The 23656-nt window shown below is 72.6% G+C and carries 26 protein-coding genes and 1 pseudogene; 15 read left to right on the top strand and 12 right to left on the bottom strand.

Annotation, left to right across the window (positions count from 1 at the left end; translation table 11 throughout):
- Positions 1 to 40: 40 nt before the first annotated feature.
- On the bottom strand, positions 41 to 463 hold the full coding sequence (locus EDC50_RS12295) for a CopD family protein (RefSeq protein ID WP_123770773.1): 423 nt from the start codon (positions 461 to 463) through the stop codon (positions 41 to 43).
- 187 nt (positions 464 to 650) lie between these two features.
- On the opposite strand from EDC50_RS12295, the gene EDC50_RS12300 reads away from it, so the two are divergent.
- From EDC50_RS12300 to EDC50_RS12310, 3 genes are all read left to right on the top strand, one after another.
- Positions 651 to 1259 (top strand): class I SAM-dependent DNA methyltransferase, encoded by a 609-nt coding sequence (locus tag EDC50_RS12300; protein WP_123770774.1) that lies wholly within the window; start codon positions 651 to 653, stop codon positions 1257 to 1259.
- A gap of 218 nt (positions 1260 to 1477) precedes the next feature.
- The gene (locus EDC50_RS12305; RefSeq protein WP_123770941.1) at positions 1478 to 2737 is read left to right on the top strand and encodes a polyhydroxyalkanoate depolymerase; all 1260 of its coding nucleotides are present in this window, start codon (positions 1478 to 1480) and stop codon (positions 2735 to 2737) included.
- Between the two features lie 56 nt (positions 2738 to 2793).
- Positions 2794 to 3096, top strand: a complete 303-nt coding sequence (locus EDC50_RS12310) for a TFIIB-type zinc ribbon-containing protein (protein ID WP_123770775.1) — start codon at positions 2794 to 2796, stop codon at positions 3094 to 3096.
- 283 nt (positions 3097 to 3379) lie between these two features.
- Here the strand turns inward: EDC50_RS12310 and EDC50_RS12315 are convergent, their stop codons facing one another.
- Positions 3380 to 4294: a sensor domain-containing protein gene (locus EDC50_RS12315; protein WP_123770776.1), complete on the bottom strand. Its 915-nt coding sequence runs from the start codon at positions 4292 to 4294 to the stop codon at positions 3380 to 3382.
- Positions 4291 to 4656 (bottom strand): PadR family transcriptional regulator, encoded by a 366-nt coding sequence (locus tag EDC50_RS12320; RefSeq protein ID WP_123770777.1) that lies wholly within the window; start codon positions 4654 to 4656, stop codon positions 4291 to 4293. The genes EDC50_RS12315 and EDC50_RS12320 overlap by 4 nt, the downstream gene beginning before the upstream one ends.
- A gap of 152 nt (positions 4657 to 4808) precedes the next feature.
- Between EDC50_RS12320 and EDC50_RS16430 the strand changes: the two genes are divergently transcribed.
- Entirely contained in the window at positions 4809 to 5276 is a 468-nt protein-coding gene (locus EDC50_RS16430) for a hypothetical protein (protein ID WP_170167630.1), read from the top strand.
- Positions 5277 to 5510: 234 nt separating this feature from the next.
- Positions 5511 to 6479 carry a peptidylprolyl isomerase gene (locus EDC50_RS12330; RefSeq protein WP_123770779.1) on the top strand — a complete coding sequence of 323 codons (969 nt, stop codon included), beginning with the start codon at positions 5511 to 5513 and terminating at the stop codon, positions 6477 to 6479.
- Positions 6480 to 6527: 48 nt separating this feature from the next.
- On the opposite strand, the gene speG is transcribed toward EDC50_RS12330, so the two are convergent.
- Entirely contained in the window at positions 6528 to 7073 is a 546-nt protein-coding gene (gene speG / locus EDC50_RS12335) for a spermidine N1-acetyltransferase (RefSeq protein ID WP_123770780.1), read from the bottom strand.
- Positions 7074 to 7193: 120 nt separating this feature from the next.
- On the opposite strand from speG, the gene EDC50_RS12340 reads away from it, so the two are divergent.
- A complete protein-coding gene (locus tag EDC50_RS12340) occupies positions 7194 to 7490 on the top strand; it encodes a hypothetical protein (protein WP_123770781.1) in 297 nt (98 codons plus the stop codon).
- A 3-nt stretch (positions 7491 to 7493) separates the two neighbouring features.
- On the opposite strand, the gene EDC50_RS12345 is transcribed toward EDC50_RS12340, so the two are convergent.
- Positions 7494 to 8456, bottom strand: a complete 963-nt coding sequence (locus EDC50_RS12345; RefSeq protein ID WP_123770782.1) for a DUF2785 domain-containing protein — start codon at positions 8454 to 8456, stop codon at positions 7494 to 7496.
- A 156-nt stretch (positions 8457 to 8612) separates the two neighbouring features.
- Here EDC50_RS12345 and EDC50_RS12350 point away from each other — a divergent pair, with 156 nt between their 5' ends.
- From EDC50_RS12350 to EDC50_RS12365, 4 genes are all read left to right on the top strand, one after another.
- Positions 8613 to 8849, top strand: a complete 237-nt coding sequence (locus EDC50_RS12350; RefSeq protein ID WP_123770783.1) for a hypothetical protein — start codon at positions 8613 to 8615, stop codon at positions 8847 to 8849.
- A 159-nt stretch (positions 8850 to 9008) separates the two neighbouring features.
- Positions 9009 to 10826, top strand: a complete 1818-nt coding sequence (locus EDC50_RS12355) for a DUF885 domain-containing protein (protein WP_123770942.1) — start codon at positions 9009 to 9011, stop codon at positions 10824 to 10826.
- A 241-nt stretch (positions 10827 to 11067) separates the two neighbouring features.
- The gene (locus EDC50_RS12360; RefSeq protein WP_123770784.1) at positions 11068 to 11496 is read left to right on the top strand and encodes a VOC family protein; all 429 of its coding nucleotides are present in this window, start codon (positions 11068 to 11070) and stop codon (positions 11494 to 11496) included.
- Positions 11493 to 12332, top strand: a complete 840-nt coding sequence (locus tag EDC50_RS12365; protein ID WP_123770785.1) for a DUF72 domain-containing protein — start codon at positions 11493 to 11495, stop codon at positions 12330 to 12332. Before EDC50_RS12360 ends, EDC50_RS12365 begins: the two co-directional genes overlap by 4 nt.
- 138 nt (positions 12333 to 12470) lie before the next feature.
- Here the strand turns inward: EDC50_RS12365 and EDC50_RS12370 are convergent, their stop codons facing one another.
- Positions 12471 to 13112, bottom strand: coding sequence for an NAD(P)-dependent oxidoreductase (locus EDC50_RS12370; protein ID WP_123770786.1), 642 nt, complete (start codon positions 13110 to 13112; stop codon positions 12471 to 12473).
- Between the two features lie 84 nt (positions 13113 to 13196).
- Here EDC50_RS12370 and EDC50_RS12375 point away from each other — a divergent pair, with 84 nt between their 5' ends.
- Positions 13197 to 14147: a LysR family transcriptional regulator gene (locus EDC50_RS12375; protein WP_199742083.1), complete on the top strand. Its 951-nt coding sequence runs from the start codon at positions 13197 to 13199 to the stop codon at positions 14145 to 14147.
- Here EDC50_RS12375 and arsN2 read toward each other — a convergent pair.
- The 3 genes from arsN2 to EDC50_RS12390 form a co-directional block, all read right to left on the bottom strand.
- Positions 14125 to 14763 carry an arsenic resistance N-acetyltransferase ArsN2 gene (gene arsN2, locus EDC50_RS12380; protein WP_206751295.1) on the bottom strand — a complete coding sequence of 213 codons (639 nt, stop codon included), beginning with the start codon at positions 14761 to 14763 and terminating at the stop codon, positions 14125 to 14127. The two genes, EDC50_RS12375 and arsN2, sit on opposite strands and share 23 nt — an antisense overlap.
- Positions 14764 to 14842: 79 nt before the next feature.
- Positions 14843 to 15721 (bottom strand): DMT family transporter, encoded by an 879-nt coding sequence (locus EDC50_RS12385; protein ID WP_425477930.1) that lies wholly within the window; start codon positions 15719 to 15721, stop codon positions 14843 to 14845.
- A gap of 34 nt (positions 15722 to 15755) precedes the next feature.
- A complete protein-coding gene (locus EDC50_RS12390) occupies positions 15756 to 16217 on the bottom strand; it encodes a dimethylsulfonioproprionate lyase family protein (RefSeq protein ID WP_123770788.1) in 462 nt (153 codons plus the stop codon).
- A gap of 81 nt (positions 16218 to 16298) precedes the next feature.
- On the opposite strand from EDC50_RS12390, the pseudogene EDC50_RS12395 reads away from it, so the two are divergent.
- The 4 genes and pseudogenes from EDC50_RS12395 to EDC50_RS12410 form a co-directional block, all read left to right on the top strand.
- Positions 16299 to 17254, top strand: a pseudogene (locus EDC50_RS12395) (LysR substrate-binding domain-containing protein); the annotation flags it as partial.
- A gap of 215 nt (positions 17255 to 17469) precedes the next feature.
- Complete coding sequence (locus tag EDC50_RS12400) at positions 17470 to 17877, top strand: YciI family protein (protein WP_123770790.1); 408 nt, start codon at positions 17470 to 17472, stop codon at positions 17875 to 17877.
- Between the two features lie 36 nt (positions 17878 to 17913).
- A complete protein-coding gene (locus tag EDC50_RS12405) occupies positions 17914 to 18318 on the top strand; it encodes a VOC family protein (protein WP_123770791.1) in 405 nt (134 codons plus the stop codon).
- A 383-nt stretch (positions 18319 to 18701) separates the two neighbouring features.
- Positions 18702 to 19964 carry an RNA polymerase sigma factor gene (locus tag EDC50_RS12410; protein ID WP_123770792.1) on the top strand — a complete coding sequence of 421 codons (1263 nt, stop codon included), beginning with the start codon at positions 18702 to 18704 and terminating at the stop codon, positions 19962 to 19964.
- An 88-nt stretch (positions 19965 to 20052) separates the two neighbouring features.
- Here EDC50_RS12410 and EDC50_RS12415 read toward each other — a convergent pair whose 3' ends face one another.
- The 3 genes from EDC50_RS12415 to EDC50_RS12425 form a co-directional block, all read right to left on the bottom strand.
- Positions 20053 to 20409 carry a DUF1428 domain-containing protein gene (locus EDC50_RS12415; protein WP_123770793.1) on the bottom strand — a complete coding sequence of 119 codons (357 nt, stop codon included), beginning with the start codon at positions 20407 to 20409 and terminating at the stop codon, positions 20053 to 20055.
- Between the two features lie 44 nt (positions 20410 to 20453).
- Complete coding sequence (locus tag EDC50_RS12420) at positions 20454 to 21056, bottom strand: YceI family protein (RefSeq protein WP_123770794.1); 603 nt, start codon at positions 21054 to 21056, stop codon at positions 20454 to 20456.
- 105 nt (positions 21057 to 21161) lie between these two features.
- Positions 21162 to 23585: a TonB-dependent receptor plug domain-containing protein gene (locus EDC50_RS12425; RefSeq protein ID WP_123770795.1), complete on the bottom strand. Its 2424-nt coding sequence runs from the start codon at positions 23583 to 23585 to the stop codon at positions 21162 to 21164.
- Positions 23586 to 23656 lie beyond the last annotated feature (71 nt).

Raw genomic sequence — 23656 nt, forward strand, 5'->3', positions numbered from 1 at the left:
GTTTTCCCATGTCCGTCCGCAGCAGCGCGGCGGCGCGGGCTCAGAACGGCTTGGCCAGCACCAGGTAGACGATGCCGACCAGCAGCAGCACCGGCAGTTCGTTGAACCAGCGCAGCGCCTTCGCCGACGGCAGCGCGCGGCCCCGGTCGAGCCCCTTCAGCCAGCGGCCGGCGACCACGTAGTGCGCCAGCAGCAGCGCCACGAGCGCCAGCTTGGCGTGCAGCCAGCCGCCGCTCATCTTGAAGTACAGCCACAGCACCAGGCCGAACACGAAGGCGAAGCCGAACATGAGGTGGCCGAAGCGGTACAACCGCCGCCCCATCAGCGCCAGCCGCGCGCGCACCGCCGTCTCGTCGCCCGCTTCCGCCAGATTGACCAGGATCCGCGGCAGGTAGAACACGCTCGCCATCCAGGCGATCACGAACACCAGGTGCGCGGTCTTGGTCCAGAAATAGGCGGTCATTCGCGGTTCCTTCGAAGCGTGCGGGCGGCGATAGGATGCCCGCGGCCCGCGGTCGCTGCCACTGCCGCGGGAACGCGCGTCCGCTCCCGCACGCGTCGCCCGACGCGGCCCGCGCGCTCCGCCGCGGTGTCCGGCGCCCGCCGGAAGGAGAGACAATGGGCGCCCACTCCGCTGGCGGACGCGCCCCTTGAGCAAGGCCTACGACCGGGACTACTTCGACCGCTGGTACCGCGATCCGGCGCTCCGGGACGCCGCGATCGGCGGCGCGGCGCGGCTGGCGCGCAAGGTCGCGCTCGCGGTCGCTACGGCCGAGTACCACCTGGAGCGGCCGATCCGCAGCGTTCTCGACGTCGGTTGCGGCGAAGGCGCGTGGCGCGCGCCGCTGCTCAGGCTGCGGCCGAAGCTGCGCTATCTCGGCTTCGACGCCAGCGAATACGCGGTCGCCCGCTACGGCGCCCGGCGCAACCTGCACCGGGCGCGCTTCGGCGACTTCGCCTGCCTGCGCCCGTGCCCGCCGGTCGACCTGCTGGTCTGCAGCGACGTGCTGCACTACCTCGATTCGCGCGAGCTCGAACGCGGCCTGCCCGGCCTGGCCGAACTGTGCGGCGGCGTGGCCTTCCTCGAGACCTACACCCGCGAGGACGCGATCGAAGGCGACCGCCACGGCTTCAAACGCCGCCCCGCGCGCTACTACCGCGAGCGCTTCGCCGCGGCGGGCTTCGTCGCGATCGGCTCGCAGCTGTGGCTTTCGCCGGCCCGGCGCGACGGGCTGAGCGCACTCGAAAGCCCGGGCTGAGAGGCACGCCGGGACCGCTCCGCCGCCAGGGTGCCGCGCCCCGCGAGGATCGGCGCCGTTGCGTTGCGGAAACCCCGACCCGGCGAAACCCGTGGGCCGGGCGCGCGGTCGTCGCGAGAGGCGAAGGCGGGCCGCCGCCCGGTTCACCCGGCCACCGGGCCGGATACGCTATGCTGCGCCGCACCAACGACCGGTCCGCCGGACCGTACGGGACGACGATGCTCTACCAGATGCACGAACTGGGGCGTGCGTGGCTGGCCCCGATGACCTACTGGGCCGAGGCCGGCGCCAAGATGTTCGGCGCCCACGGCAGTTGGCTGTCGAGCCTGCCCGGCGCGGCGCGCGTCGCCGCGGGCTACGAGTTGCTGTACCGGATCGGCAAGGACTACGAGAAGCCGGAGTTCGGCATCCATTCGGTCGACATCGACGGCGTCGCCCATCCCGTGGTCGAGCGCGAGGTCGCGCGCAAGCCGTTCTGCCGCCTGCTGCGTTTCAAGCGCTACGCCGACGATGCCGGGCAGCTGGGCGAGCTCAAGGACGATCCCAGCGTGCTGGTGGTGGCGCCGCTGTCCGGCCACCACGCCACCCTGCTGCGCGATACCGTGCGCACCCTGCTGCGCGACCACAAGGTCTACATCACCGACTGGGTCGACGCGCGCATGGTGCCGGCGGCCGAAGGCGCGTTCACCCTCGACGACTACGTCGGCTACGTGCAGGACTTCATCCGCGAGATCGGCGCGGGGAACCTGCACGTGATCAGCGTCTGCCAGCCCACCGTGCCGGTGCTGGCGGCGGTGTCGCTGATGGCCGCGCGCGGCGAGCCCACGCCGCGCTCGCTGGTGATGATGGGCGGGCCGATCGACACCCGCGAGAGCCCGACCCAAGTGAACGACCTGGCCGCGCACAAGCCGCTGTGGTGGTTCGAGGCCAACCTGGTGCACCCGGTGCCGCCGAACTATCCCGGCGCGGGCCGCCGGGTCTACCCGGGCTTCCTCCAGCACATGGGCTTCGTGGCGATGAACCCGGAGCGGCACTTCCAGTCGCACTGGGACTTCTACCAACACCTGGTCCAGGGCGATCTCGACGACGCGGAGGCGCACCGCCGCTTCTACGACGAGTACAACGCGGTGCTGGACATGCCCGCCGAGTACTACCTCGACACCGTGCGCATCGTGTTCCAGGAACACCTGCTGCCGCGCGGCCTGTGGGACGTGGGCGGCGAGCGCGTGGATCCGTCGCAGATCCGCGGCACCGCGCTGCTGACCGTCGAGGGCGAGCTCGACGACATCTCCGGCCAGGGCCAGACCCGCGCCGCGCACAAGCTGTGCACCGGCATCGCCGAGGCCGACCGCGCCCACCTGACCGTGGCCGGCGCCGGCCATTACGGCATCTTCAGCGGCCGCCGCTGGCGCACCCAGGTGTACCCGCAGGTGCGCGACTTCATCGCCCGTTACGCTGCGCCGGCCGCGCAGGCTTGAACCGGCCAAGGCGGGCCCCGATGTTGTCGGAACCACGAAGCCTTCGGAGGCCGCAAATGGATTGTCCCGTCTGCCGCGACGTGAAACTGGCGATGACCGATCGCCAGGGGATCGAGATCGACTATTGCCCGCAATGCCGCGGCGTCTGGCTGGACCGCGGCGAGCTCGACAAGCTGATCGAACGCGCGGCCGCGCCCGCCGCGGAAACGCAGGCGCCCGCGGCCGCGCGGCATGCGCCACCGCCGCCGCCCGCCGCCTATCCGGGGCACGGCCACGCGCAGCCGTATCCGCAACACCCGCAGTACGCCTACGGCAAGAAGAAAAAGAAAAGCCTGCTCGACGACCTGTTCGATTTCTGATCTCGCGCGCGGCGGCGGACGGCGCCGCCGGTGGCGCGCCACGCATCCGTCGCCATGCCCGCGAAAGCGGAGACCCGGCGACGTGCTTCGGGAGCGAGCCGCGGCCGATGCCGCTCGCCCGATCGGGGATTTCGGGCCCGGGCGGCTCCGGCGGCCGCGGCCCCCTTCTGCTGGAAGAAAGAAGAGCCCCTGGATTGCCGCCTTCGCGGGAGTGACGATGCGATGCTGCGCCGGCCGGCGGCAGCCCGCGAAGGAACGCCGCCACCGCGGCCGCGGCCGACTTTCATTCGTACTGCGCGCTCTTGACCAGCATGTGCTTGGCCAACAGGCCGTGCAGCCGGCCGACGGCGCGCGCCAGATGCAAGGCCGCGAACAGCAACGGCACGCCGGCGACCAACAGCAGCGGCGCGGCCCAGAGCTGCAGGCCGCTGTCCAGGTACACGCCGTCGAGCCACAGCCCCTCGCCGGAGAGCCACAGCCCCAGCGGCGCCAGCATGAGCGCCAGCGCGACCGCCAGCAGGGTCGCGAACACGGTGAAGTACAGCACGCCCAGCGGCAGCATCAGCAGGAAGTACAGCTGCGTGGCCCAGATGCGCGGGTCGGTGAACAGCTCGCCGATGCGCTTCAGCAGCGGCTTGCCGCGCGAGGCGTACAGCGGCCGCCGCGGCATGCGCTCGCCGAGCATGGTCTCGACGATGCGCCCTTCGACCAGCGAAAGCACCCGTACCGAACCGAAGTACAGGATCACGAACGGCACGCCCACGATCAGCACCGCCAAGCCCAGCGACAGCGACACCCCGACCACCACCCAGGTGAAGTAGAACACCCCGGTCGCCAGCGCCAGCAGCATGTAGAGCAGCGCCGCGTAGGTGCGCGGCTCGGCGGCGACGCCGAAGAAGCGCCCCAGCGCCGAGCGGCGCGGCGGCGCCGGCGGCGGGCGCAGCGCGGTCTGCACCTTGACCTCGGTGTCGCGGTAGATGTCGGCGACCTCGTCCGGCGCGCCGTAGCTGCCGGCGACCGCGGCGATCACCTCGGCCTCGCTCCGGCCCGGGTTCTCCGCCAGTTCGGAGCGCAGGTATTCCTCGGCGTCGTACAGCGCGTCCTGGACCAGCGCGGGATCGGCGCCGGCCAGCGACCGGCGCAGCTGCTCGAGGTAGGCGGGGATGGTGGTCGGCAGCGCGGCGGCGTGGGCATTCATTGCGGCAGTCCTGCGAGGACGGAATCGACGGAGTCGCGGGTCGCGCGCCAGGCGGCGCTCCAGTCGCGCAGCGCGGCGCGGCCCGCTTCGGTGATGCGGTAGTAGCGGCGTGGCGGCCCGGCCACGGAGGGCTCGACGTGGCTGGCGAGCAATCCCGCGCCCTCGAGGTTGCGCAGCACCGGGTACAGCGCGCTCTGCTTGCCGCTGAGCACCCCCTGGCCGACGCGCTCCAGGCGCTTGGCGATCTGGTAGCCGTACATCGGCTCGTCCGCCTGCCCGAGCACCGCCAGCAGCGCCAGCGACACCGTGCCGGCGCTGAGCTCCTTCTGGAACTTGCGCAGCTGGCCGTCGAGGTCGGTCATGCGGAGGCGGGCCCTTCTAGGTTGGTCCGCAGCATATTGCGAACTTCTATATAGCGAACCTGCCGTTGGTCACGGCGGGCTTGCCGCCGCCTCCACCGGCGGCCTGTTAAGACCGGACCGCGCCGCCCCGTCCGGCGGCGAGGAGGAAAGCCATGCCTCGCGGCGACAAATCCGCCTACACCGAGAAACAGCAGCGCCAGGCCGAGCACATCGAGGAGAGCGAGCGCGAGCGCGGCCGCTCGGAAGACGACGCCGAGCGCATCGCCTGGGCCACCGTCAACAAGCAGGACGGCGGCGGCAAGCGCAGCGGCTCGGGACGCAAGGGCGCCGGGACGGGCGCGAAGAAGACCGGCAGGAAGACGGCGAAGAAAGCGGCCGGGAAGAGCCCGAAAAAGACCGCGAAGAAAGCCACCAAGAAAACGGCCGGGAAGACGCCGCGCAAGACCGCGAAGAAAGCCGCCAAGAAGACCGCGCGCAAGCGCAGCTCGGGCGCCGGCGCCAGGAAGACGGCGAAAAAGGCCGCGAAGAAGACGGCGCGCAAGCGCCCGGCCAAGCGCACGGCGAAGAAGGCGGGCAAGAAGACGGCGCGCAAGACGGCCGCGCGCAAGCGCAGCGGGTGACGCCGGATGCGGCGGTGCCCGGCCGCCGATGGCGCCGGCCGCCGCGGCCCGCCCGCCCGTGGCCGCGGCATGGCGACTCGGCGAAGCCGGGACACGCGCCGCATCGATGCCGAATCGGCGGCAGCGGCGCGGCTCGCATCGGCAGGGTGACCGGCGGCCACGAACGCGCCCGGCGCGCTGGTCCGCGCCGCGCGCCTGCGCCAGAATCCGCCGGTCACTCCGGGGAGATGCGCCATGTCCGTGCCGCGCCTGCGTTCGCTCGTCCTGTCTTCCGCCTTGCTGTTCGCCCTCGCCGCCCACGCCGAGGAGCCCGCCGCCGCACCGCCGGCGCGCTCGATGCAGGAGATCCTCGACGCCTCGCAGCCCGCCGACTGGCGACCGCTGGACCCGAAGAACACGCTGTACCTGGAACTCGAGGCCGGCCGGGTGGTGATCGAACTGGCGCCGGCATTCGCGCCCGCGCACGTCGCCAACATCCGCGCCCTGGCCAAGGGCGGCTACTGGAACGGCCTGAGCATCAACCGCGCCCAGGACAACTTCGTCGTGCAATGGGGCGACCCGGCCGAGGACCAGGCGCAGCGCAAGCCGCTCGGCCGCGGGGCCAAGGCCAAGCTGCCGGCCGAGTTCGCGCGCAGCAGCGAGCGCCTGCCCTTCGATCGCCTGCCCGACGCCGACGGCTGGGCGCCGGAGGTCGGGTTCTCTTCCGGCTTCCCGGCCGGGCGCGACCCGGCGGCGAAGACCGCCTGGCTGGCGCATTGCTATGGCGCGGTCGGCGCCGGCCGCGACGTCGCCGCCGATTCCAGCGACGGCACCGAGCTGTACGTGGTGATCGGCCAGTCGCCGCGCCAGCTCGACCGCAACATCACGGTGGTGGGCCGCGTCGTGCAGGGCATGGAACTGCTCTCGGTGCTGCCGCGCGGCAGCGGGCCGCTCGGCTTCTACACCGACCCGGCGCAGCGCACCCCGATCCAGGCGATCCGCCTGGCCGCCGACGTGCCGAAGAAGGAGCGCACCCCGCTCGAGGCGCTGCGCACCGACACGCCGCTGTTCGCCGAGCTGGTCGAGTCGCGGCGCAACCGCCGCGACGACTGGTACAAGCACATGGCCGGGCACATCGACCTGTGCAACGTGCCGCTGCCGGTGCGCGAGGCGGAGGAACCGCCCGCGCCGGCGAAGAAGAAGCCGGCGCGGCGGCGGCGATGAGCGGGCGCGAGGGGAGCGGGAGAAGGCACTCCCCTCGCTCCTCTTCGCTCACTTCCCGTTCCGCGCCGCGCCCAGCACCTGGTGCTGGAACAGGCACATCCGCACCACGTCGTGGTAGCGGCCGTCGCTGAAGAATTCCTCGCGCAGCACGCCCTCGCGCTGGAAGCCGGCGTCCTCGTAGATGCGGATCGCGCGCGCGTTGTCCACGTCGACCAGCAGGTACAGCTTGTACAGGTTGAGCACGCGGAAGGCGTAGTGGATCGCCAGGCGGGTCGCGGCGCGGGCGTAGCCGCGGCCCTGCTGCTCGGGCGTGATCATGATCAGGAACTCGGCGCGCCGGTGCAGCTGGTCGATCTCGACCAGCTCGACCAGGCCGACCCGCTCGTGCGCCGCGTCCTCGACGATGAAGCGGCGCTCGGACTGGTCGTGGATGTGCTTGCGGTACAGCTCCTCCAGTTCGACGAAGGATTCGTACGGCTCCTCGAACCAGTAGCCCATCGCGCTGCGGTTGTTGTTCAGCGCGTGGACGAAATGCAGGTCGCCGCGCTCGAGCGGGCGCAGCGTGACCACGGGGATTTCGGCAGCGGGGCGCATGCCCCGAGCCTACTCCAGCGGCGTGACGCCGGCATGGCGCGGCGCGCCATCACGCGGCCTTGGCCCGGCGCTCTTTAGCGTCTGCGGCGACCGTCCCGAACCAGCACGCGAGTTTCCGCCATGCCCCTGTTGCGCCTGCGAGTGACCGGCAGCGACGACGACGTCCGCGCCATCAGCAACCTGTTGAACAGCCTCGACGGCATCGAACACATCGAGGAGATCGACGACCTGATGCCGCACATGGACGACGACGACTCCAGCTCCGCCGGGCTGCCGGACGACCAGGGCCAGCCCTCGCACGAGCTGGAGATCGACGCGCCCAACGCCTACACCGCGCAGCGGGTGCGCGACGTGGTCGAGGAGCTGGCGCGGCGCCTGGACGTGTTCGTCGAGTTCGAGAGCGACGAGGAAGGCTGAGCGCTACGGCAGCGCCTCCAGGGCCGCGCGCGCCCCCGGCAGCACCGCCCGGGTCGCCGGGTCGCGGGCCTGGTCCGCACCGACGTAGACCGCCTGCAGGAAGGCCTGCAGGTCGTGCCGGCGCGCCAGCCAGCCGGCATCGCGCCAGGCCAGATCGCCGTCGCCCAGGCGCGCGGCCAAGGCCGCGAACCAGGCCGACCAGCCGGCTTCGTCGCGGACGCCGCGGCGCGCCGCCTGCAGCAGCGCCTCGGCCAGCCGCTGCGGCTCGTCGCTGACGTAGGCGTAGCCGCCGGCCGGCACCGCCTGGCTGCCGATCGCCTCGACGATGCGGCCGAGCTGGTGCCGGTCGAGCGCCGGGTTCCGCGCCAGTTGCGCCAGCCAGTCCGCGCCGTGGGCGATGCCGTGGCGCCAGCCCTGCACCGGGTCGAAGCCGCGGTAGTCGCGCACCGACTGCAGGTAGGCGCTGGCGCGCAGGACCATCGCCGCGCGCTCGGCCGGGCTCATCCACGGCGAGGCGCGGTCGGTGCCCGCGATCTCGCCCAGGATCCGCGCCGCGGCCGGCCAGCGCAGGCCGTCGCGGTCTTCCTGCTCCAGGGCCCGGTACAGGCGGTCGCGCAGGGTCCGCAGCAGGTCCGGCGCCAGCACCCCCTCGCGCATCCACGCGGCCAACGCCGCCGCGGCCAGGTCCTCGCGCAGCGCGGGATCGGGTTCGCCGAGGCATTCGAGCAGGCCGAGCGCGAGCGCGTCGCGCGCCGCCGCGCTCTCCATCCGGAATCCGGCCTGCTGCAGCGCCTGCAGCGAGTCGCCGCTCCATCCCGCCGGCGGGCACGGCCCGGCCTGGGCCTGCGCGGCGCAGGCCAGCAGCGCCAGCAGCCAGGGCCGCGCGCGTCGCCGCAGCGCGGCGGCGCGCTGGTCGGGCGCGACCGTTCCGCCCGCGCGCTTTGTCTTCGTTCGCTTCTTCGGCATCGCGCGACTATGCCATCGGCGCGCCGCGCGCGGCCAGCGCCGGCCGTGCCATCGGTCATGGACGAAGCCCCCCGCGGGCGCACTATCATCCGCCAGGCCTTCGGCGCGCCGGCGCGGCCGGAGCGGACGCTGGAGAGAAACGGACGGGTCACGGCGATGAGCGATCACACCGCGTTAGCCCTGTTGCGATTGCTGGCCGAGGAGGACGGGCAGCCGCTGCATCGCGTGGCCCGCAAGCTCGGCATCGGCGTGGCCCGGCTGCAGTACGTGCTGGGCACGCTCGGCGACGATCCCCAGCACGAGGGCCTGGACCTGGTGATGCAACTGCGCGACGGCCAGCGCCTGCGCCTGTGGCTGACGCGCAAGGGCCGGCGGCTGTGCGGCGTCGCCTAGCGGCGTAGCCCCGCCGCGCCGCGGCAGGCAACGCGCGGGCGAAACGTTTGCGCGGCCTGGCGGCGCCGGCGACGGGGACCAACGGCCTATTCGATGCGCGCGACGCAGGCGATATCCTCCGCGGCGCGCTCCCTTTCCGCGAGTCTCCGCATGCGCCTACTGCGTCCCTCCCTGCTCGCCCTGGCCCTGCTCGGCCTGGGCGCCTGCCGCTCCGAAGCCCCGGCGCCCGCGCCCGGCGCCGCCGCGCCCGCCGCCGTCCCTGCCAGCGCCGAGGTCGATCCCGCCGTGGAAGCCCGCTTCGCCGATCTGTCCAAGCGCTGGCTCGAGGGCTGGCTGCGCCTCAACCCGGTCGCGGCCACGCAGATCGGCGAGCACGCCTACGACGACCAGGTCGACGACCTCAGCGCCGCCGGCCGGCAGAAGCAGATCGACTTCTCGAAGCGGCTGCTGGCCGAGCTCGACGCGATCGACGTGACCCGGTTGTCGCGCGAGAACCAGATCGACGCGGCGATCCTGCGCAACCAGCTGCGCTCGGACGTCTGGACGCTGGAGACGCTGCAGAGCTGGGCCTGGGACCCGCAGGTCTACAACGGCCTGGCCGGCGGCGCGATCTACAACCTGATGGCGCGCGAGTTCGCGCCGCTGCCGCAGCGGCTGAAGTCGGCGACCGCGCGGATGGAGAAGATCCCGGCGATCTTCGCCCGGATGCGCGAGAACCTGGATCCGAACCGGGTGCCGAGGATCCACGCCGAGACGGTGGCGAAGCAGAACGCCGGCGTGCTCAGCCTGATCGACACCTTCATCGCGCCGAACGCCGGCCAGCTCCACGGCGCCGACCGCACGCGCCTGGACGCCGCGGTCGCCGGCCTGCGCAAGGCGGTGGCCGAGCAGCAGGCCTGGCTGGACGAGACCCTGGTGCCGAACGCCAAGGGCGACTTCCGCCTCGGCCAGACCCTGTACGACGAGAAGCTGCAGTACTCGCTGAACTCCTCGCTGTCGCGCGCCGAGATCAAGCGGCGCGCCGAGGCCGAGCTGGAGCGCGTGCGCGGCGAGATGTACCGGATCGCGCAGAAGGTGCTGAAGGACAAGCCGGACGCGCCGGCGCTGCCGGACCAACCCGATGCCGCGCAGCAGCAGAAGGCGATCGAGGCGGCGCTGGAGCTGGCCTACGCCGAGCGCCCCGCGCGCGACCAGGTGGTCGACTTCGCCAAGCGCACCCTGGCCGACGCCACCGAGTTCACCCGCAAGCACGACCTGGTCACCGTGCCGAACGACCCGGTCAAGGTGATCCTGATGCCGGAGTTCCAGCGCGGCGTCGCGGTCGCGTACTGCGATTCGCCGGGGCCGCTCGACAAGGGCCTGGACACCTACTACGCGATCTCGCCGATCCCGGAGGACTGGAGCCAGGAACAGACCGACTCGTTCCTGCGCGAGTACAACAGCCGGATGATCCACCTGCTGTCGATCCACGAGGCAATGCCGGGCCACTACCTCGAGGGCGCGCACTCGGTCGACGCGCATTCCACCCTGCGCGCGGTGCTGCGCTCGGGCCTGTTCGCCGAAGGCTGGGCGGTGTACACCGAGGACATGATGGCCGACGCCGGCTACCTGGACAACGACCCGCTGTTCCGCCTGGTGCAGCTGAAGTTCTATCTGCGCACCATCGCCAACGCGATCCTCGACCAGGGCGTGCACGTGGACGGCTGGAGCCGCGAGCAGGCGATGGAGCTGATGACCAAGCAGGCGTTCCAGCAGGAGCGCGAGGCCGCCGGCAAGTGGGTGCGCGCGCAACTGACCAGCGCGCAGCTGCCGACCTACTTCGTCGGCGCGCAGGAGCATTTCGACATGCGCAAGGCGGTGGAGGCCAAGCGCGGGCCGAAGTTCGACCTCAAGGCCTACCACGACCAGGTGCTGTCCTACGGCGCGCCGCCGGTGCGCTTCGTCCGGCAGATGATGCTGGACGAGCCGATCCGCTGAGCCGCGGCCTGCGAAGGCCTGGCCTTCGCGGGGCTCGCACGGGCCTGCGCGGTCCCCCGCGGAGGGACGGCGCCGCGGCAGGCATGCCCGCGGTGGTTTCCTCGCGCGGCACCCGCGTTCGTCCGCGCGGGTCCCGCTGGCGCGCCGATGGAATTCCCGTCCGCGGGCGGTCGGCCTCGACGGGGTCGCCACGCCCGCTTGCGCCAGACTGGAGCCCGCCACCGCCCAGGAACCCTCCGCCATGAACTCCCCGCAGACCGGCAGCCGCGTCATCCCCACCCTGGTCTATCGCGACGCCCACGTCGCCATCGACTGGCTGTGCAACGCGTTCGGCTTCGAGCGCCAGGCGGTCTACGCCGACGCCGACGTGGTCCACCATGCCCAGCTGACCTTCGGCAGCGGCATGGTCATGCTCGGCTCGGCGAACAAGGACGGCGACTGGGCCAGGTGGATGATCCACCCCGACGAGACCGGCGGCCGCGCCACCCAGGGCGTCTGCGTCGTGGTTCCCGACGTCGACGCGCACTACGCCCGCGCCAAAGCCGGCGGCGCCGAGATCGTGATCGACATCGCCGACCAGGACTACGGCGGCCGCGGCTACGCCTGCCGCGACCTCGAAGGCCACCTGTGGTGGTTCGGCAGCTACGACCCGTGGGCCGCGCCGCGATGAGCGACCTGTTCGCGGCGCCGCCGCAGCCGGTCGACGGCATCCGCGTCGGCATCGGCGGCTGGACCTACGCGCCCTGGCGCGACAACTTCTACCCGAAGGGCCTGGTGCAACGGCGCGAGCTCGAATACGCCAGCCGCCGCCTGACCGCGATCGAGATCAACGGCACCTACTACGGCGCGCAGAAGCCGGCCACCTACGCCAAGTGGGCGGCGGAGACGCCGGAGGGCTTCGTCTTCTCGGCCAAGGCGCCGATGCGGATCATGCAGTCGCGCACGCTGGCCAGGACCGGACCGCAGATCGAGGACTTCGTCGGCGGCATCGCCGCGCTCGGCGACCGGCTCGGACCGATCGTCTGGCAGTTCGACGCCGGCCGGCGGATCGACCGCGACGACTTCGCCGCGTTCCTCGGGCTGCTGCCGCCCCGCGCGGCAGGCCGCGCGCTGCGCCACGTGCTGGACGTGCGCGACTCCGGCTTCGTCGACGCCGGCTACGTCGCCCTCGTCCGCCGGCACGGCTTCGCCACGGTGTTCACGGATTCGCCGGACCACCCGTCCTTCGCCGACGTCGCCGCGGACTTCGTCTACGCGCGGCTGATGCGCGCGCGCAGCGAGGTCGCCACCGGCTACCCGGCGGCCGAACTCGAGCGCTGGGCGCAGCGCGCCCTCGCCTGGGCGCGCGGCGGCGAACCCGACGACCTGCCGCGCCTGTCCCGCGACCCGGCGCCGCCGGCCCAGCGCCGCGACGTGTTCGTGTTCTTCATCAGCGCGGCCAAGGAACGCAACCCGGCCGCGGCGATGGCGCTGATCGAAAGACTGCGCGACCGACGCGCCGGCTGACCGCGAGCCGCCACGCCGGGCCATGTGCGGGTGCGGCGCGGCGTGGATACGGCCTGCGGCGCAGTTCGCCGGGCCGCGCTTCGCGCGCGAGGCCCCTCCGCTTGCGGGGAAGGGGTGGGGGCGGCCCGGCCCGGAACCTCAGTACGCCACGCTGAAACGCCGCCGCGAATGCGCCGGCCGCTCCAGCTCGTCGATCATCGCGACCGCATAGTCCTGCACCGAGATGCGGCTGCGGCCTTCGGCATCGGCCAACAACCGGTCGCCGCCCAGGCGGAAGCGGCCGGTGCGCTCGCCGGGGAAGATCTCCGCGGCCGGCGAGAGGAAGGTCCAGTCCAGCCCGGTTTCCGCGCGCAGGCGCTGGAGCACGCCGGCCATCGCGCGCGCCTCGACCTTGTACTCGGCGGGGAACACGTCCTCCTCGACCAACAGCCGGCCGGGCGCCACCTCCAGGCTGCCGGCGCCGCCGACCACCAGCAACCGGGACACGCCGGCGCGCTTTGCGCCTTCGAGGATCGCGGCATTGCCGCGGGCGACCTCGCCCGCCAAGTCCGGCCCCCGGCGGTCGCCGGTGAAGGCCGAGATCACCGCGTCGGCGCCGCGCACCGCTTCGGCCACGGCTGCCGGATCGGTGGCGTCGGCGGCGCTCGTCCGCAGGCCGGGGCGGGCCGCCAGCCTGCCCGCGCTGCGGGCGATCGCGGTCACGCGATGGCCGCGCGCCAAGGCTTCTTCGAGCACCGCCGAACCGATGAAGCCGGTGGCGCCGATGAGGGCGACGTGCATGGGAAACTCCTGTGCGAGGGGGGAAGGCGATACAGTGTTCCTGCTAACGAAGAGGCCGATAAGCGGGGTCGATCCACCATCACCATGAAGCCGGACTTCACAATCGACCGCCTCAAGCGCATGGCCCTGTTCGCCCGCGTGGTCGATCTGGGCTCGATGAGCGCCGCGGCCCGCGAACTGGACATGACCGCCTCGGCGGTCAGCCAGCAGGTGCGCCGGCTGGAGGCCGAGACCGGGATCGCCCTGCTGCACCGCTCGACCCGCAAGCTGACCCTCACCGAGGCGGGCCAGGCCTACTACGAGGACTGCGCGGCGATGCTGCTGGCCGCGCAATCGGCCGAGCGCCGCTTGGCCGATCTGCGCGACGAGCCGCGCGGCGAGCTGCGCATCGCCTTCCCGGTCGGCTTCAGCCGGCACCTCGCCGCGGCGCTGGCGCCGTTGCTGCGCGCGCATCCGCGACTGTCGCTGCGGCTGTTCGCGGAGGACCGCCGGATCGACCTGATCGCCGAGCGCATCGATCTGGCGATCCGCATCGGCACGCTCGGCGACTCGGCGCTGGTGGCGCGGCGCCTGGCCCAATGGCGGCACCTGCTGGTCGCCGCGCCGGCCTACGCACAGGCGCGCGGATTGCCGCGCTGCCCGGAAGACCTGGCCCGGCACGCGATGCTGATCCTGAGCGTGATGAGCCGGCCGGAGTTCATCGAACTGCATCGCCCGGGGGAGCCGGCGCGGCGGGTGCGCGTCTCCGGGCCGGTCGCCGGCAACAACGCCGAAGCGGTCAAGCAGATGATGCTGCAGGGCCTGGGCATCGCGCGCATGCCGGGACCGGACGCGGCGCCCCTGCTGGCCTCCGGCGAGATCGTCGCGGTGCTGCCGGAATGGTCGCTCGCGCCGCTCGGCGTCTATGCGCTCACCGCGCGTCGCGACTCGCAGCCGGCCAAGGTGCGGCTGGCGATCGCGGCGATCCGGGACTACCTGGACGCCGCGGACGCCGTCGCGCCGGGGCCGGGCGTCAGCGCAGCGCCTTGGCCATGAACGCCCACGACGCCGGGCACAGCTGCGCGAACTGCGCCGTGGCGGCGATCGCCGCCGGCGCCGCCTCGCGCGGGGTCGGGGCGTAGCCCAGGCGGGCGAAGTAACCGGCCGCGTGCGTGGTCAGCAGGAACAGGCGGCGCACGCCGGCGTCCGCGGCCCGGCGTTCGGCGTGTGCGACCAGCTCGCGCGCCAGGCCGCGGCCGCGCAGCGCCTCGGCCACCGCGAGCGACCGCAGCAGCGCGGCCTCACCGTGGCGCTCGACCCCGACCGCCGCCATCGGCACGCCGTTGCGGCGCCGCCCGAACAGCCGCACCGGTGCCGCCGCCGCGTCCAGGTCGGCGGTGGGCAGGCCGGCCGCGCGCAGCAGCGCCGCCACCGCATCGTCGTAGTCGATCGCCTCGATCCGCGGCCGCTCGTGCGGCTCCTCGGGCACGCGCTTGTTGGCGATGCGCACCTCGCCGGCCATCAGCAGGCGCAGGTCGCGGACGATGTACTCGGCCAGCGCCGCATCGTCGATGTCCTCGCCGTCCAGGTCCAGGCGGAAGTCCCGGCCCTTCAGCCCGCCGCCGTTGGAGAAGGCGATCTCGAAGTCGAACACCACGCGGTGCCGGGTCATGTCGTTCGCACTGGAGGGGGCGCCGATCGCCCATGCGCCCGGCGGGAAAGGAGGCCGGAAGCGCCCCGCGTCCGGCCGGCTATTTCGCGCGCTGGCTGAGGGCGACGCTGCCGAGGATCATCGCCCCGGCCACGCCCATCGTCAGCGTCAGCGGTTCGTCGAGCAGCAGCCAGGCCCAGGCCACGCCGAACACCGGGATCAGGTAGGTCACCGTGGACGCGCGCGCGGCGCCGATGCGCGCGATCAGCCGGTAGTACATGACGAACGCGAAGCCGGTGCAGAGCACGCCGAGCATCGCCGCGGAGAACCACGACGCCGCCGGGATCGACCGCGCCGGCCACTGCGCGAGCGCGAACGGCAGCGTCAGCAGCGCCGCGCTGCCGAGCGTGGCCGAGGCCACCGCCGCCGGCGGCAGGCCGCCGAGGTGCCGCCGCACCAGATTGATGCCCACGCCGTACAGGAACGCCGCGCCGACGCCGGCCGCGACCGCCCAGCCGATGCTGGCGCCCGCCGTCTTGCCGCTGGCCAGCACCACCACGCCGGCGAAGCCGACCAGCAGCGCGAACGCGCGCCGCGCGCCGATCTTCTCGCCGAAGAACAGGAAGCCGACCAGCGCGGTGAACAGCACGGTCATCGCGTTGGCGATCGCGCCGATCCCGGCCGGCGCGCGCTGCGCGGCCCAGGCGAACAGCACGAACGGCAGCGCCGAGTTGATCGCCCCGATCAGCGCCAGCTTCGGCCACAGCCGCAGCGGGAACTGCGCCCGCGCCCGCCACAGGAACGGCAGCAGCACCAGCGAACCCAGCGCCAGGCGCGCCTCCACCAGCGGCACCGCGCCGAAGTCGCCGGCGGCGACGCGCATGAACAGGAACGAGGCGCCCCAGATCGCGCCGAGCACGCCCAGCTCGAGCGGGGTCAGCCAGCCACGGGCGGTTTCGGCGAGAGGTTGGGCGGCGATGCTGTTCATCGGGATCTCGCGGGCGGAGGGCGGATCAGCCCTGGGTGGGGTGGTAGCAGTGCGCGATGGAATCGGGGCTGCCGCCGGACGCGAGGAACGCGGCGGTGCCGACGTTCAGCCCGAGCAGGCGCACGCCGGTCTCGGTGCGCGGCCGGTGGCGGCTGTCGGGCGCGAAGTTCACGTAGGTGCCGGCACCGTAGCGCGCCTCGCCCTCGATGACCTCGCCTTCGATCACGTAGTAGGACTCGCCGGTGTCGTGGTGGTCGTGGTCCGGCCACTGCGCGCCCGGCGCCATCTCGACCACCCACACGCGCACGCCGGGGTTGCTCGGCAGGTCGCGGCGGACGCAACCGGGGCCGATCGCGAACCCCGCGGCATCGTCCAGGCGCAGGGCCCGCAGCGGCACCGGCGACTCGTCCGCCGGACCGCCGGCAAGCCTGTGGAACGGGTTCGCTTCTGCCTTGCCCACGTCGCCCTGCCGACAATCCGGTTTCATCCCGGCTCCATTGTCCTCTGGCGCCGCGCGCCCACAAGCGCATACTTTCGAAGACAGGCACAAACGAGATTTGAGGCTCGCATGGCCCTGCGCGCGGACTGGCTGCCGGCGCTGACGGCGTTCGAATCCGCCGCGCGCCACCAGAACTTCGCCCACGCGGCGGAGGAGTTGCACCTGACCGCCAGCGCGGTCAGCCACCACGTGCGCAAGCTGGAAGCGCGGCTGGGCGTGGCGCTGTTCCAGCGCCACGCGCGCGGCGTCGCCCTGACCGCCGAGGGCCGCCAGCTCGCCGATGCCGCGGGCATCGCCCTGGCCGACGTCGAGGGCGTGCTGCGCCACCTGCGCAGCGCCCGCGACGGCCAGCGCGTGCGCATCACCACCCTGCACTCGCTGACCTACACCTGGCTGATGCCGCGCCTGCCGCAGTTCGCCGCCGCGCACCCGGACATCGCCCTGAGCGTGGACACCGAGATCGCCTTGACCCGCTTCGACGACGGCGGCCCCGACCTCGGCATCCGCCACGGCCCCGGCCATTGGCCCGGGCTCAGCGCCCACTACCTGATGGACGACAGCCTGTTCCCGGTGGCGTCGCCGCGCTATCCGGACCTGGCGCGGATCGCCGGCGCCCGCGACATCGCCGCGCAGACGCTGATCGCCGACCACTCGCACCAGGGCTGGCACGACTGGTTCCGCGCCGCCGGCGTGCACGGGGCCAAGCTCGAGGAGCGCTACGTGTTCCGCGACAGCACCGACGCGCTCAACGCCGCCGCGCACGGCCTCGGCATCGCCCTGGCGCGGGCGCGGATCGCCACGCCCTACCTGGCCGACGGCCGCCTGCGCCGCTTGCCCGGGCCGGCGCTGCCGGCGCGCTGGCATTACTACATCGTCCATCCCGCGCACCGTCGCCTGCGCCCGGCGGCGCGGGTGTTCGTCGACTGGCTGCTGGCGCTGCCGAAGGACTGAGGACGCCCCCACCCCTGCCCTCTCCCGCGGGAGAGGGATTCCTGCGCGCTCGGTCCCCGCGCCGGCAAGCAGGAGAGGCGTGGGGCGCGCGCCGTCGTGGGCGCGGCTCCGCGCATCGCGGATCTCCCGACCGTCGCGACGGGCACTCCTGCGCGCACGGTCCCCTCTGCCGCCTGCGGGAGAAGTCCGGCGGTGAGGACCCCACCGTGTCGATTCCGCGCGCGCTCGTTCGTCGCCCCTGCAAGAGCCCATCCGAGCCGCGCCGCGGCTCCCTGCAGGAGAGACGACGATGCGCTACCTGATCCTGGTCAAGGCCAGCAAGGGCTCCGAGGCGGGCGCGATGCCCGACCCGGAGATCTTCGATGCGATGGCGCACTACCACGAGCAGCTGGCCAAGGCCGGCGTGCTGCTCGACGCCAACGGCCTGCACCCGAGTTCCCGCGGCTGGCGGGTCCGCTACCGCGGCGGCCAGCGCAGCGTGGTCGACGGCCCGTTCGCCGAGACCAAGGAGCTGATCGCCGGCTACACCCTGATCCAGACCCACAGCCGCGACGAGGCCGTGGAATGGAGCCGCCGCTTCCCCAACCCGCACGGCGAGGACTGCGAGATCGAAGTGCGGCCGCTGTTCGAACTGGACGACTTCGCCGCGCTCGAAGGCGTGCGGCGCTTCCGCCGGCTCGGCGTTTCCGGCGCCTGAGCCCGACTTTCCCATGCACGACGAGGCAACACCGCAATGAAGCTCAACGCCTACCTCAACTTCGACGGCCGCTGCGAAGAGGCCTTCGCTTTCTACCAGCGCTGCCTCGGCGGCCGGATCACCGACATGATGCGCTTCGGCGACACGCCGGCGCGCGACCACGTGCCCGCCGCGCTGCACGGCAAGATCATGCATGCCTGCCTGGAGCTGGACGGGCAGCTGCTGATGGGCGCGGACGCCGCACCGCAATGCCCGTACGAGGGCGTCAAGGGCGCTTCGATGGCGGTGCACGCCGGGTCGATCGAGGAAGCCGAGCGCCTGTACGCGCAGCTGTCCGAAGGCGGCTCGGTGCAGATGCCGCTGGAGGAGACCTTCTGGGCGCGCCGCTTCGCCGCGGTCACCGACCGCTTCGGGGTGCCTTGGCTGATCAACTGCGCCTGAGCGGCGAAGCGGCAGCGGATTCCGCGGCTCGACGAAGATCCTGCGTCCGCGAGTGAGTCGCCGAGGGCTGGCCTGCCGGAGGCATCGCGGCCAGCGCGCCATGGATGGCGCGCGCCCGCGTCAGGGCGAGCGCGGACGCTTGCGAGGCACTGCCGCGCCCCGAGCGAACGCCCGGCGCTTTGCGCACGGCCGCGAAGCGGCCCTGGCCGGGACAGCACGATGCCCCCGCAGGCCAGCCCTCGGCTACCTTGTCCGGCCATGTCCCATCGTGGCGAGGCGGCCGGGCCGCACCGCGCATGAACGGCCCTTCGCATCGCGCTCACGCGCGAAACGCCGCGCTCCGCGCTTGTACCGCGGCCGGGGAGATGCTTTGATCCGTCGCCATGACGGCGACCGACATCCACCGCACCATCGACGCGGTCTGGCGCATCGAATCGGCGCGGCTGATCGCCGGGCTGACCCGCATGGTCCGCGACGTCGGCCTGGCCGAGGAACTGGCCCAGGACGCGCTGGTCGCCGCGCTGGAACGCTGGCCCGAGACCGGCGTGCCCGACAACCCCGGCGCCTGGCTGATGGCCACCGCCAAGCACCGCGCCATCGACCGCCTGCGCCGCAGCAAGCTGCAGCAGCGCAAGCACGAGGAGCTCGCGTACGAGCTCGAGTTCGACCAGGCCCAGGCCGGCGACGCGCACCTGGACCAGCTGGACGATCCCATCGGCGACGACCTGCTGCGCCTGGTGTTCGTCGCCTGCCACCCGGTGCTGTCGACCGAGGCCCAGGTCGCGCTGACCCTGCGCCTGCTCGGCGGCCTGACCACCGAGGAGATCGCGCGCGCCTTCCTGGTGCCCGAGCCGACCATCGCCCAGCGCATCGTCCGCGCCAAGCGCACGCTCGCCGCCAAGCAGGTGCCGTTCGAGGTGCCGCGCGGGGAAGAGTTGCGCGAACGCCTCGCCTCGGTGCTGTCGGTGATCTACCTGATCTTCAACGAGGGCTACTCGGCCACCGCCGGCGACGACTGGATGCGCCCCGGCCTGTGCGAGGACGCGCTGCGCCTGGGCCGCATCCTCGCCGAGCTGATGCCGCAGGAGCCGGAAGTGCACGGCCTGGTGGCGCTGATGGAGATCCAGGCTTCGCGCGCGGCCGCCCGGGTCGGGCCGGACGGCGAGCCGATCCTGCTGCTGGAACAGAACCGCGGGCTGTGGGACCCATTGCTGATCCGCCGCGGCCTGGCGGCGCTGGAACGCGCCGAGCGCCTGAGCGCGCAACGCGGGCCCTACACCCTGCAGGCCGCGATCGCCGCCTGCCACGCGCGCGCGGCCAGCGCCGAGGACACCGACTGGGCGCGGATCGCCGGCCTGTACGGCGCGCTGGCGCAGATCTCGCCGTCGCCGGTGATCGAACTCAACCGCGCGGTCGCGCTGGCGATGCTGTTCGGCCCCGAGGCCGGGCTGACCCTGGTCGACGCGCTGACCGGCGACCCGGCGCTGAAGGGCTACCACCTGTTGCCGAGCGTGCGCGGCGACCTGCTGCACAAGCTCGGCCGCCTCGACGAGGCGCGCACCGAGTTCGAACGCGCCGCGGACATGGCCCGCAACGCGCGCGAGCGCGAGCTGCTGCTCAAACGCGCGCAGGCGTGCGGCGCCTGAACCGCAAGGCACGCCCGAACCAGCGCCGCGACCAGCGCGAAGCCGGACCCGCTTCGGATGCCGACTTCCCGCCTCCGCAGGCGCGGGCTCAGAGCCGCATCATCGGCTTGAACCCGCCCCAGATCATGCGCTCGCCGTCGAACGGCAGGGCCTTCGGGTCCATGCCGGACAGGCGCGGATCGGCCATCACCCGGGCGTTGACCCGGTCGCGGTGCTTGCGCGACCTGTAGACGATCCACGAGAACACCACGACCTCGTCCGGCTTGAGCTTCACGCTGCGCGGGAACGAGGTCGATTTTCCGGGCGGGACGTCGTCGGCGACGCATTCGACGTATTCCAGCGCGCCGTATTCCTTCCAGATCTTGCCGGCCTTGCGCGCCAGGCGGCGATACGCGGCCAGGTTCCGCTTCGGTACCGGCAACACGAATCCGTCGACATAACTCATCGTGCGCTCTCCTCTTCGATGGCGGACGCCCGTCGCAGCGGGGGTCATGGCGCCCGCACGGCCTCGACCTGGATGCGCAGGTCGACGTTCATGTCGAAGCCGAAGTCCTTGCCGGCGTCGATGCCGAACTCGTCGCGGCGCAGGCGCGCGTACGCGTCGGCGCCGCACAGCTCGCGCTTGTGCAGCGGGTGCGGGATGCACTTGAAGCGTTCGATCCGCAGCTCCACCGGGCGGGTCGCGCCGTGCAGGGTCAACTCGCCGATCACCCGCGTCGGCGCGCCGTCGCGGAAGCCGGCCAGGCGGCCCCTGTAGGTCGCCTGCGGGTAGCGCGCGGCGTCGAACAGCCGTTCGCTGCGCGCTTCCTCGTTCATCGCCGCAAGGCCGAAGTCGACGCTGGCCACGTCGATGCGGATCTCGACCGAGCCGGTGCCGGCCTCGCGGTCGAGCGTCACCGTGCCGGCGCTGCGCTCGAACTTGCCGCGCCAGACCGAGAGGCCCATGTGGTCGGCCTCGAAGCTCGGATAGGTATGGGCCGGGTCGATCTCGTAGACCGCCGGCGCGGCGGCCGCGCCGCCGGCGGCGGACAGCAGCGCGGCGGCGAGCGCGGCGCGCGCGCGGCGCGGGGGCGGAAGGCGGAAGCGGGACATCGCGGAACTCCTCGGGTCACCGGCCGCGCCGCCCGTCGGCGCGGCTCTCATCCGGGCGACGAAGGAGCGGCGCCGAAATCGACATCCGCCCACGCCCTGCCCGCCTCAGAACCGGTGCCACAGCCGCACGTACCAGGCCGCGCCGTTGAGGCCGAACTGCACGCTCTCGAACACGTGCCCGTTGTCGGTCTCGTCCGGGTTCTGCCGGGTCGGGTACTGGTCGAACACGTTGGCGCCGCCGACGGTGAACTTGGTGTCCTCGCTGAAGGCGTAGGTCAGGCTCACGTCGGCCGAGGCCTTGGACGCGTAGTGCTGGTTCGGCACGCCCGCGGCGGTGCCGGAGAACGTGCCCAGGGTCTGCTCGCCGAAATACACGCCCTTGACGTTGGCCTGCCAGGGGCCGCGGACGTAATCCAGGCCGAGCACCGCCTTGCTGCGCGGCGCGCCGTTCTCGACGAACAGGCGGTCGCGCTCGGACAGCAGCACGTCCTCGCGCCCGGCCAGCGCCGGCGGCGTGTGCACGCGGGTGACCTCGGTCTTGCTGTAGTTGGCGCCGAGGAAGGCGTTCCACTGCGCGCCGGCCCACTCGAACCCGTAGGTCGCGGTCAGGTCCGCGCCCTGGGTCTTCGTGTCGACCGAATTGAAGAAGAACCGCGCCAGGCCCACGCCCATCTGCTCCAGGATCGGCCCGATCGTCGGGTCGCTGGTGTCGAACTCGCCGCTGAGCACGATGCGGTCGTCGATGTCGATGCGGTAGGCGTCGAGGGTCAGCGAGAAGGCGTCGCTCGGCGTCCAGGTCAGGCCCAGGGTCGCGCTCTGCGAGGTCTCCTCGGTCAGGTTGGGCAGGCCGACCGCCCGCGCCAGCGCGCTGTCGTTGGAGGCGATCACCACGTCCACCGGCTCGCCGCTGATGAAGTCGGTGATGGTCGAGGAGAAGTACTTCTGCTGCAGCGACGGCGCGCGGAAGCCGGTGCTGAGCGAGCCGCGCAGCATCACCGCGTCGGTGGCGCGGAAGCCGAAGCTGAGCTTGCCGTCGAGGGTCTGGCCGAAGTCGCTGTAGTCCTCGTAGCGCGCCGCCATGCCCATCATGAAGCGGTCGTTGAAGTCGACTTCGACGTCGACGTAGCCGGCCCAGCTGTCGCGCTTGCGGTCGGTGGCGTCGCTGGGCTGGAAGCCCGGGAAGCCCTGGCTGCCGGGGTTGCCGCCGTCGGGGCCGTCGTAGTCCAGGTACGAGCCGGGCTCGCCGGCGCGGATGCGGTAGCGCTCCTCGCGCCGCTCCAGGCCGAAGGCCAGGTTGAAGCCGTGCAGCACGCCGTCGAAGTAGCGCGACACGTCGAGGTTGCTGGTGTTCTGCTCGAACGAGAAGCCGCCGGCGTCGAAGCTCGCCTGGCTGACGCCGGCGCCGCCGTTGAGCAGGTCCAGGTTCGCCAGCGAGGCGTTGAGGGTGCGGTTGATGGTGTAGCGCAGCTCGTTGTAGCCGTAGGTGTGCGACACGTCCCAGCGCCACGGCCCGGCGTCGCCGCGCAGGCCGACGATGCCGTAGCGGTCCTGCACGTCGCCGTCGATGAACGGCACGAAGCCGTCCGGGTACATCGCCGCCGAGTTGCGCGAGGGAATGTCCTCGGAGCCGAGGCCCTCGCGCGCGAACGCGGCCGAGGACGCGTCGCGGTCCTGCAGGCCGGCGGTGAAGTACAGCTCGGCGGCCTCGCCCAGCGGCGAGTCGCCGTTGAGGTAGACGGTGCGGTTCTCCACCTTCGAGTCGCCGATGATGCGCGGGCTGCCGGGCGGCTCGGAGCGGTCGGAGCGGCCGCGGTCCAGCCACTCGCCGGTGATCGCGAGCATGCCGCCGGTGGCCAGCTGCGCGCCGCAGTAGGCCGAGGCGATCCAGTTCTCGCCGTCGCCCTCGCCGTACTCGCCGTAGCCGGCGATCGCCTCGCAGCCCTTGCGCCGCTTCAGCACGATGTTCATCACCCCGGCGATGGCGTCCGAGCCGTACTGCGCCGCGGCGCCGTCGCGCAGCACCTCGACCCGGTCGATCGCCAGCAGCGGGAAGGCGTTGAGGTCGGTGCCGGTGTTGCCGCGGTTGCGTGCGCCGTAGATGTTGACCAGCGCCACGGTGTGGTGGCGCTTGCCGTTGACCAGCACCAGGGTCTGGTCGGAGCCGAGCCCGCGCAATGCCGCGCCGTCGACCAGGTCGGCGCCGTCGGCGCCGGTCTGGCGGGTCGAGGTGAACGAGGGCACGGTGTACTGCAGGGTCTGGGCCAGGTCGAACTGCGCGCCCTCCTCGGCCGCGTCGGTCATCGGCAGCACGTCCACCGGCGACATCGAGGCGGTGTCGGAGGAACGCTGCACGCGGCGCGAGCCCAGCACCGAGACGGTCTCCAGGGTGGTTGCGCCGGTGTCCTGGGCGGCATCGGCCGGTGGCGCCGCGGGCCGCGCGGGCTCTTGGGCGGCGGCCGGCGCGACCGACAGGCCCGCGCACAGCGCGGCGCAGACGGCGTGGAACAGACGGGTACGGCAATGCCTCATGGCCCTCTCTCCCGATGGTGGTCCGGCCCTGAGCGTAACCTCGACTTAACCTCTTTGAAACGTTCCCCTTG

Source organism: Vulcaniibacterium tengchongense (assembly GCF_003814555.1).
In the GTDB taxonomy this organism is placed as follows: domain Bacteria; phylum Pseudomonadota; class Gammaproteobacteria; order Xanthomonadales; family Xanthomonadaceae; genus Vulcaniibacterium; species Vulcaniibacterium tengchongense.

What these genes read in the sequence shown, in the direction of transcription:
- EDC50_RS12400 (WP_123770790.1), top strand. Translation starts at nt 17,470, where the DNA reads ATGCGCTACCTGATCCTGGTCAAGGCCAGCAAGGGCTCCGAGGCGGGC.
- EDC50_RS12410 (WP_123770792.1), top strand. Translation starts at nt 18,702, where the DNA reads ATGACGGCGACCGACATCCACCGCACCATCGACGCGGTCTGGCGCATC.
- EDC50_RS12320 (WP_123770777.1), bottom strand. Translation starts at nt 4,656, where the DNA reads ATGACCGACCTCGACGGCCAGCTGCGCAAGTTCCAGAAGGAGCTCAGC.
- EDC50_RS16430 (WP_170167630.1), top strand. Translation starts at nt 4,809, where the DNA reads ATGCCTCGCGGCGACAAATCCGCCTACACCGAGAAACAGCAGCGCCAG.
- EDC50_RS12390 (WP_123770788.1), bottom strand. Translation starts at nt 16,217, where the DNA reads ATGAAACCGGATTGTCGGCAGGGCGACGTGGGCAAGGCAGAAGCGAAC.
- EDC50_RS12375 (WP_199742083.1), top strand. Translation starts at nt 13,197, where the DNA reads ATGAAGCCGGACTTCACAATCGACCGCCTCAAGCGCATGGCCCTGTTC.
- EDC50_RS12305 (WP_123770941.1), top strand. Translation starts at nt 1,478, where the DNA reads ATGCTCTACCAGATGCACGAACTGGGGCGTGCGTGGCTGGCCCCGATG.
- EDC50_RS12340 (WP_123770781.1), top strand. Translation starts at nt 7,194, where the DNA reads ATGCCCCTGTTGCGCCTGCGAGTGACCGGCAGCGACGACGACGTCCGC.
- arsN2 (WP_206751295.1), bottom strand. Translation starts at nt 14,763, where the DNA reads ATGACCCGGCACCGCGTGGTGTTCGACTTCGAGATCGCCTTCTCCAAC.
- EDC50_RS12405 (WP_123770791.1), top strand. Translation starts at nt 17,914, where the DNA reads ATGAAGCTCAACGCCTACCTCAACTTCGACGGCCGCTGCGAAGAGGCC.
- EDC50_RS12365 (WP_123770785.1), top strand. Translation starts at nt 11,493, where the DNA reads ATGAGCGACCTGTTCGCGGCGCCGCCGCAGCCGGTCGACGGCATCCGC.
- EDC50_RS12415 (WP_123770793.1), bottom strand. Translation starts at nt 20,409, where the DNA reads ATGAGTTATGTCGACGGATTCGTGTTGCCGGTACCGAAGCGGAACCTG.
- EDC50_RS12330 (WP_123770779.1), top strand. Translation starts at nt 5,511, where the DNA reads ATGTCCGTGCCGCGCCTGCGTTCGCTCGTCCTGTCTTCCGCCTTGCTG.
- EDC50_RS12350 (WP_123770783.1), top strand. Translation starts at nt 8,613, where the DNA reads ATGAGCGATCACACCGCGTTAGCCCTGTTGCGATTGCTGGCCGAGGAG.
- EDC50_RS12345 (WP_123770782.1), bottom strand. Translation starts at nt 8,456, where the DNA reads ATGCCGAAGAAGCGAACGAAGACAAAGCGCGCGGGCGGAACGGTCGCG.
- EDC50_RS12425 (WP_123770795.1), bottom strand. Translation starts at nt 23,585, where the DNA reads ATGAGGCATTGCCGTACCCGTCTGTTCCACGCCGTCTGCGCCGCGCTG.
- EDC50_RS12420 (WP_123770794.1), bottom strand. Translation starts at nt 21,056, where the DNA reads ATGTCCCGCTTCCGCCTTCCGCCCCCGCGCCGCGCGCGCGCCGCGCTC.
- EDC50_RS12360 (WP_123770784.1), top strand. Translation starts at nt 11,068, where the DNA reads ATGAACTCCCCGCAGACCGGCAGCCGCGTCATCCCCACCCTGGTCTAT.
- speG (WP_123770780.1), bottom strand. Translation starts at nt 7,073, where the DNA reads ATGCGCCCCGCTGCCGAAATCCCCGTGGTCACGCTGCGCCCGCTCGAG.
- EDC50_RS12310 (WP_123770775.1), top strand. Translation starts at nt 2,794, where the DNA reads ATGGATTGTCCCGTCTGCCGCGACGTGAAACTGGCGATGACCGATCGC.
- EDC50_RS12370 (WP_123770786.1), bottom strand. Translation starts at nt 13,112, where the DNA reads ATGCACGTCGCCCTCATCGGCGCCACCGGCTTCATCGGTTCGGCGGTG.
- EDC50_RS12315 (WP_123770776.1), bottom strand. Translation starts at nt 4,294, where the DNA reads ATGAATGCCCACGCCGCCGCGCTGCCGACCACCATCCCCGCCTACCTC.
- EDC50_RS12295 (WP_123770773.1), bottom strand. Translation starts at nt 463, where the DNA reads ATGACCGCCTATTTCTGGACCAAGACCGCGCACCTGGTGTTCGTGATC.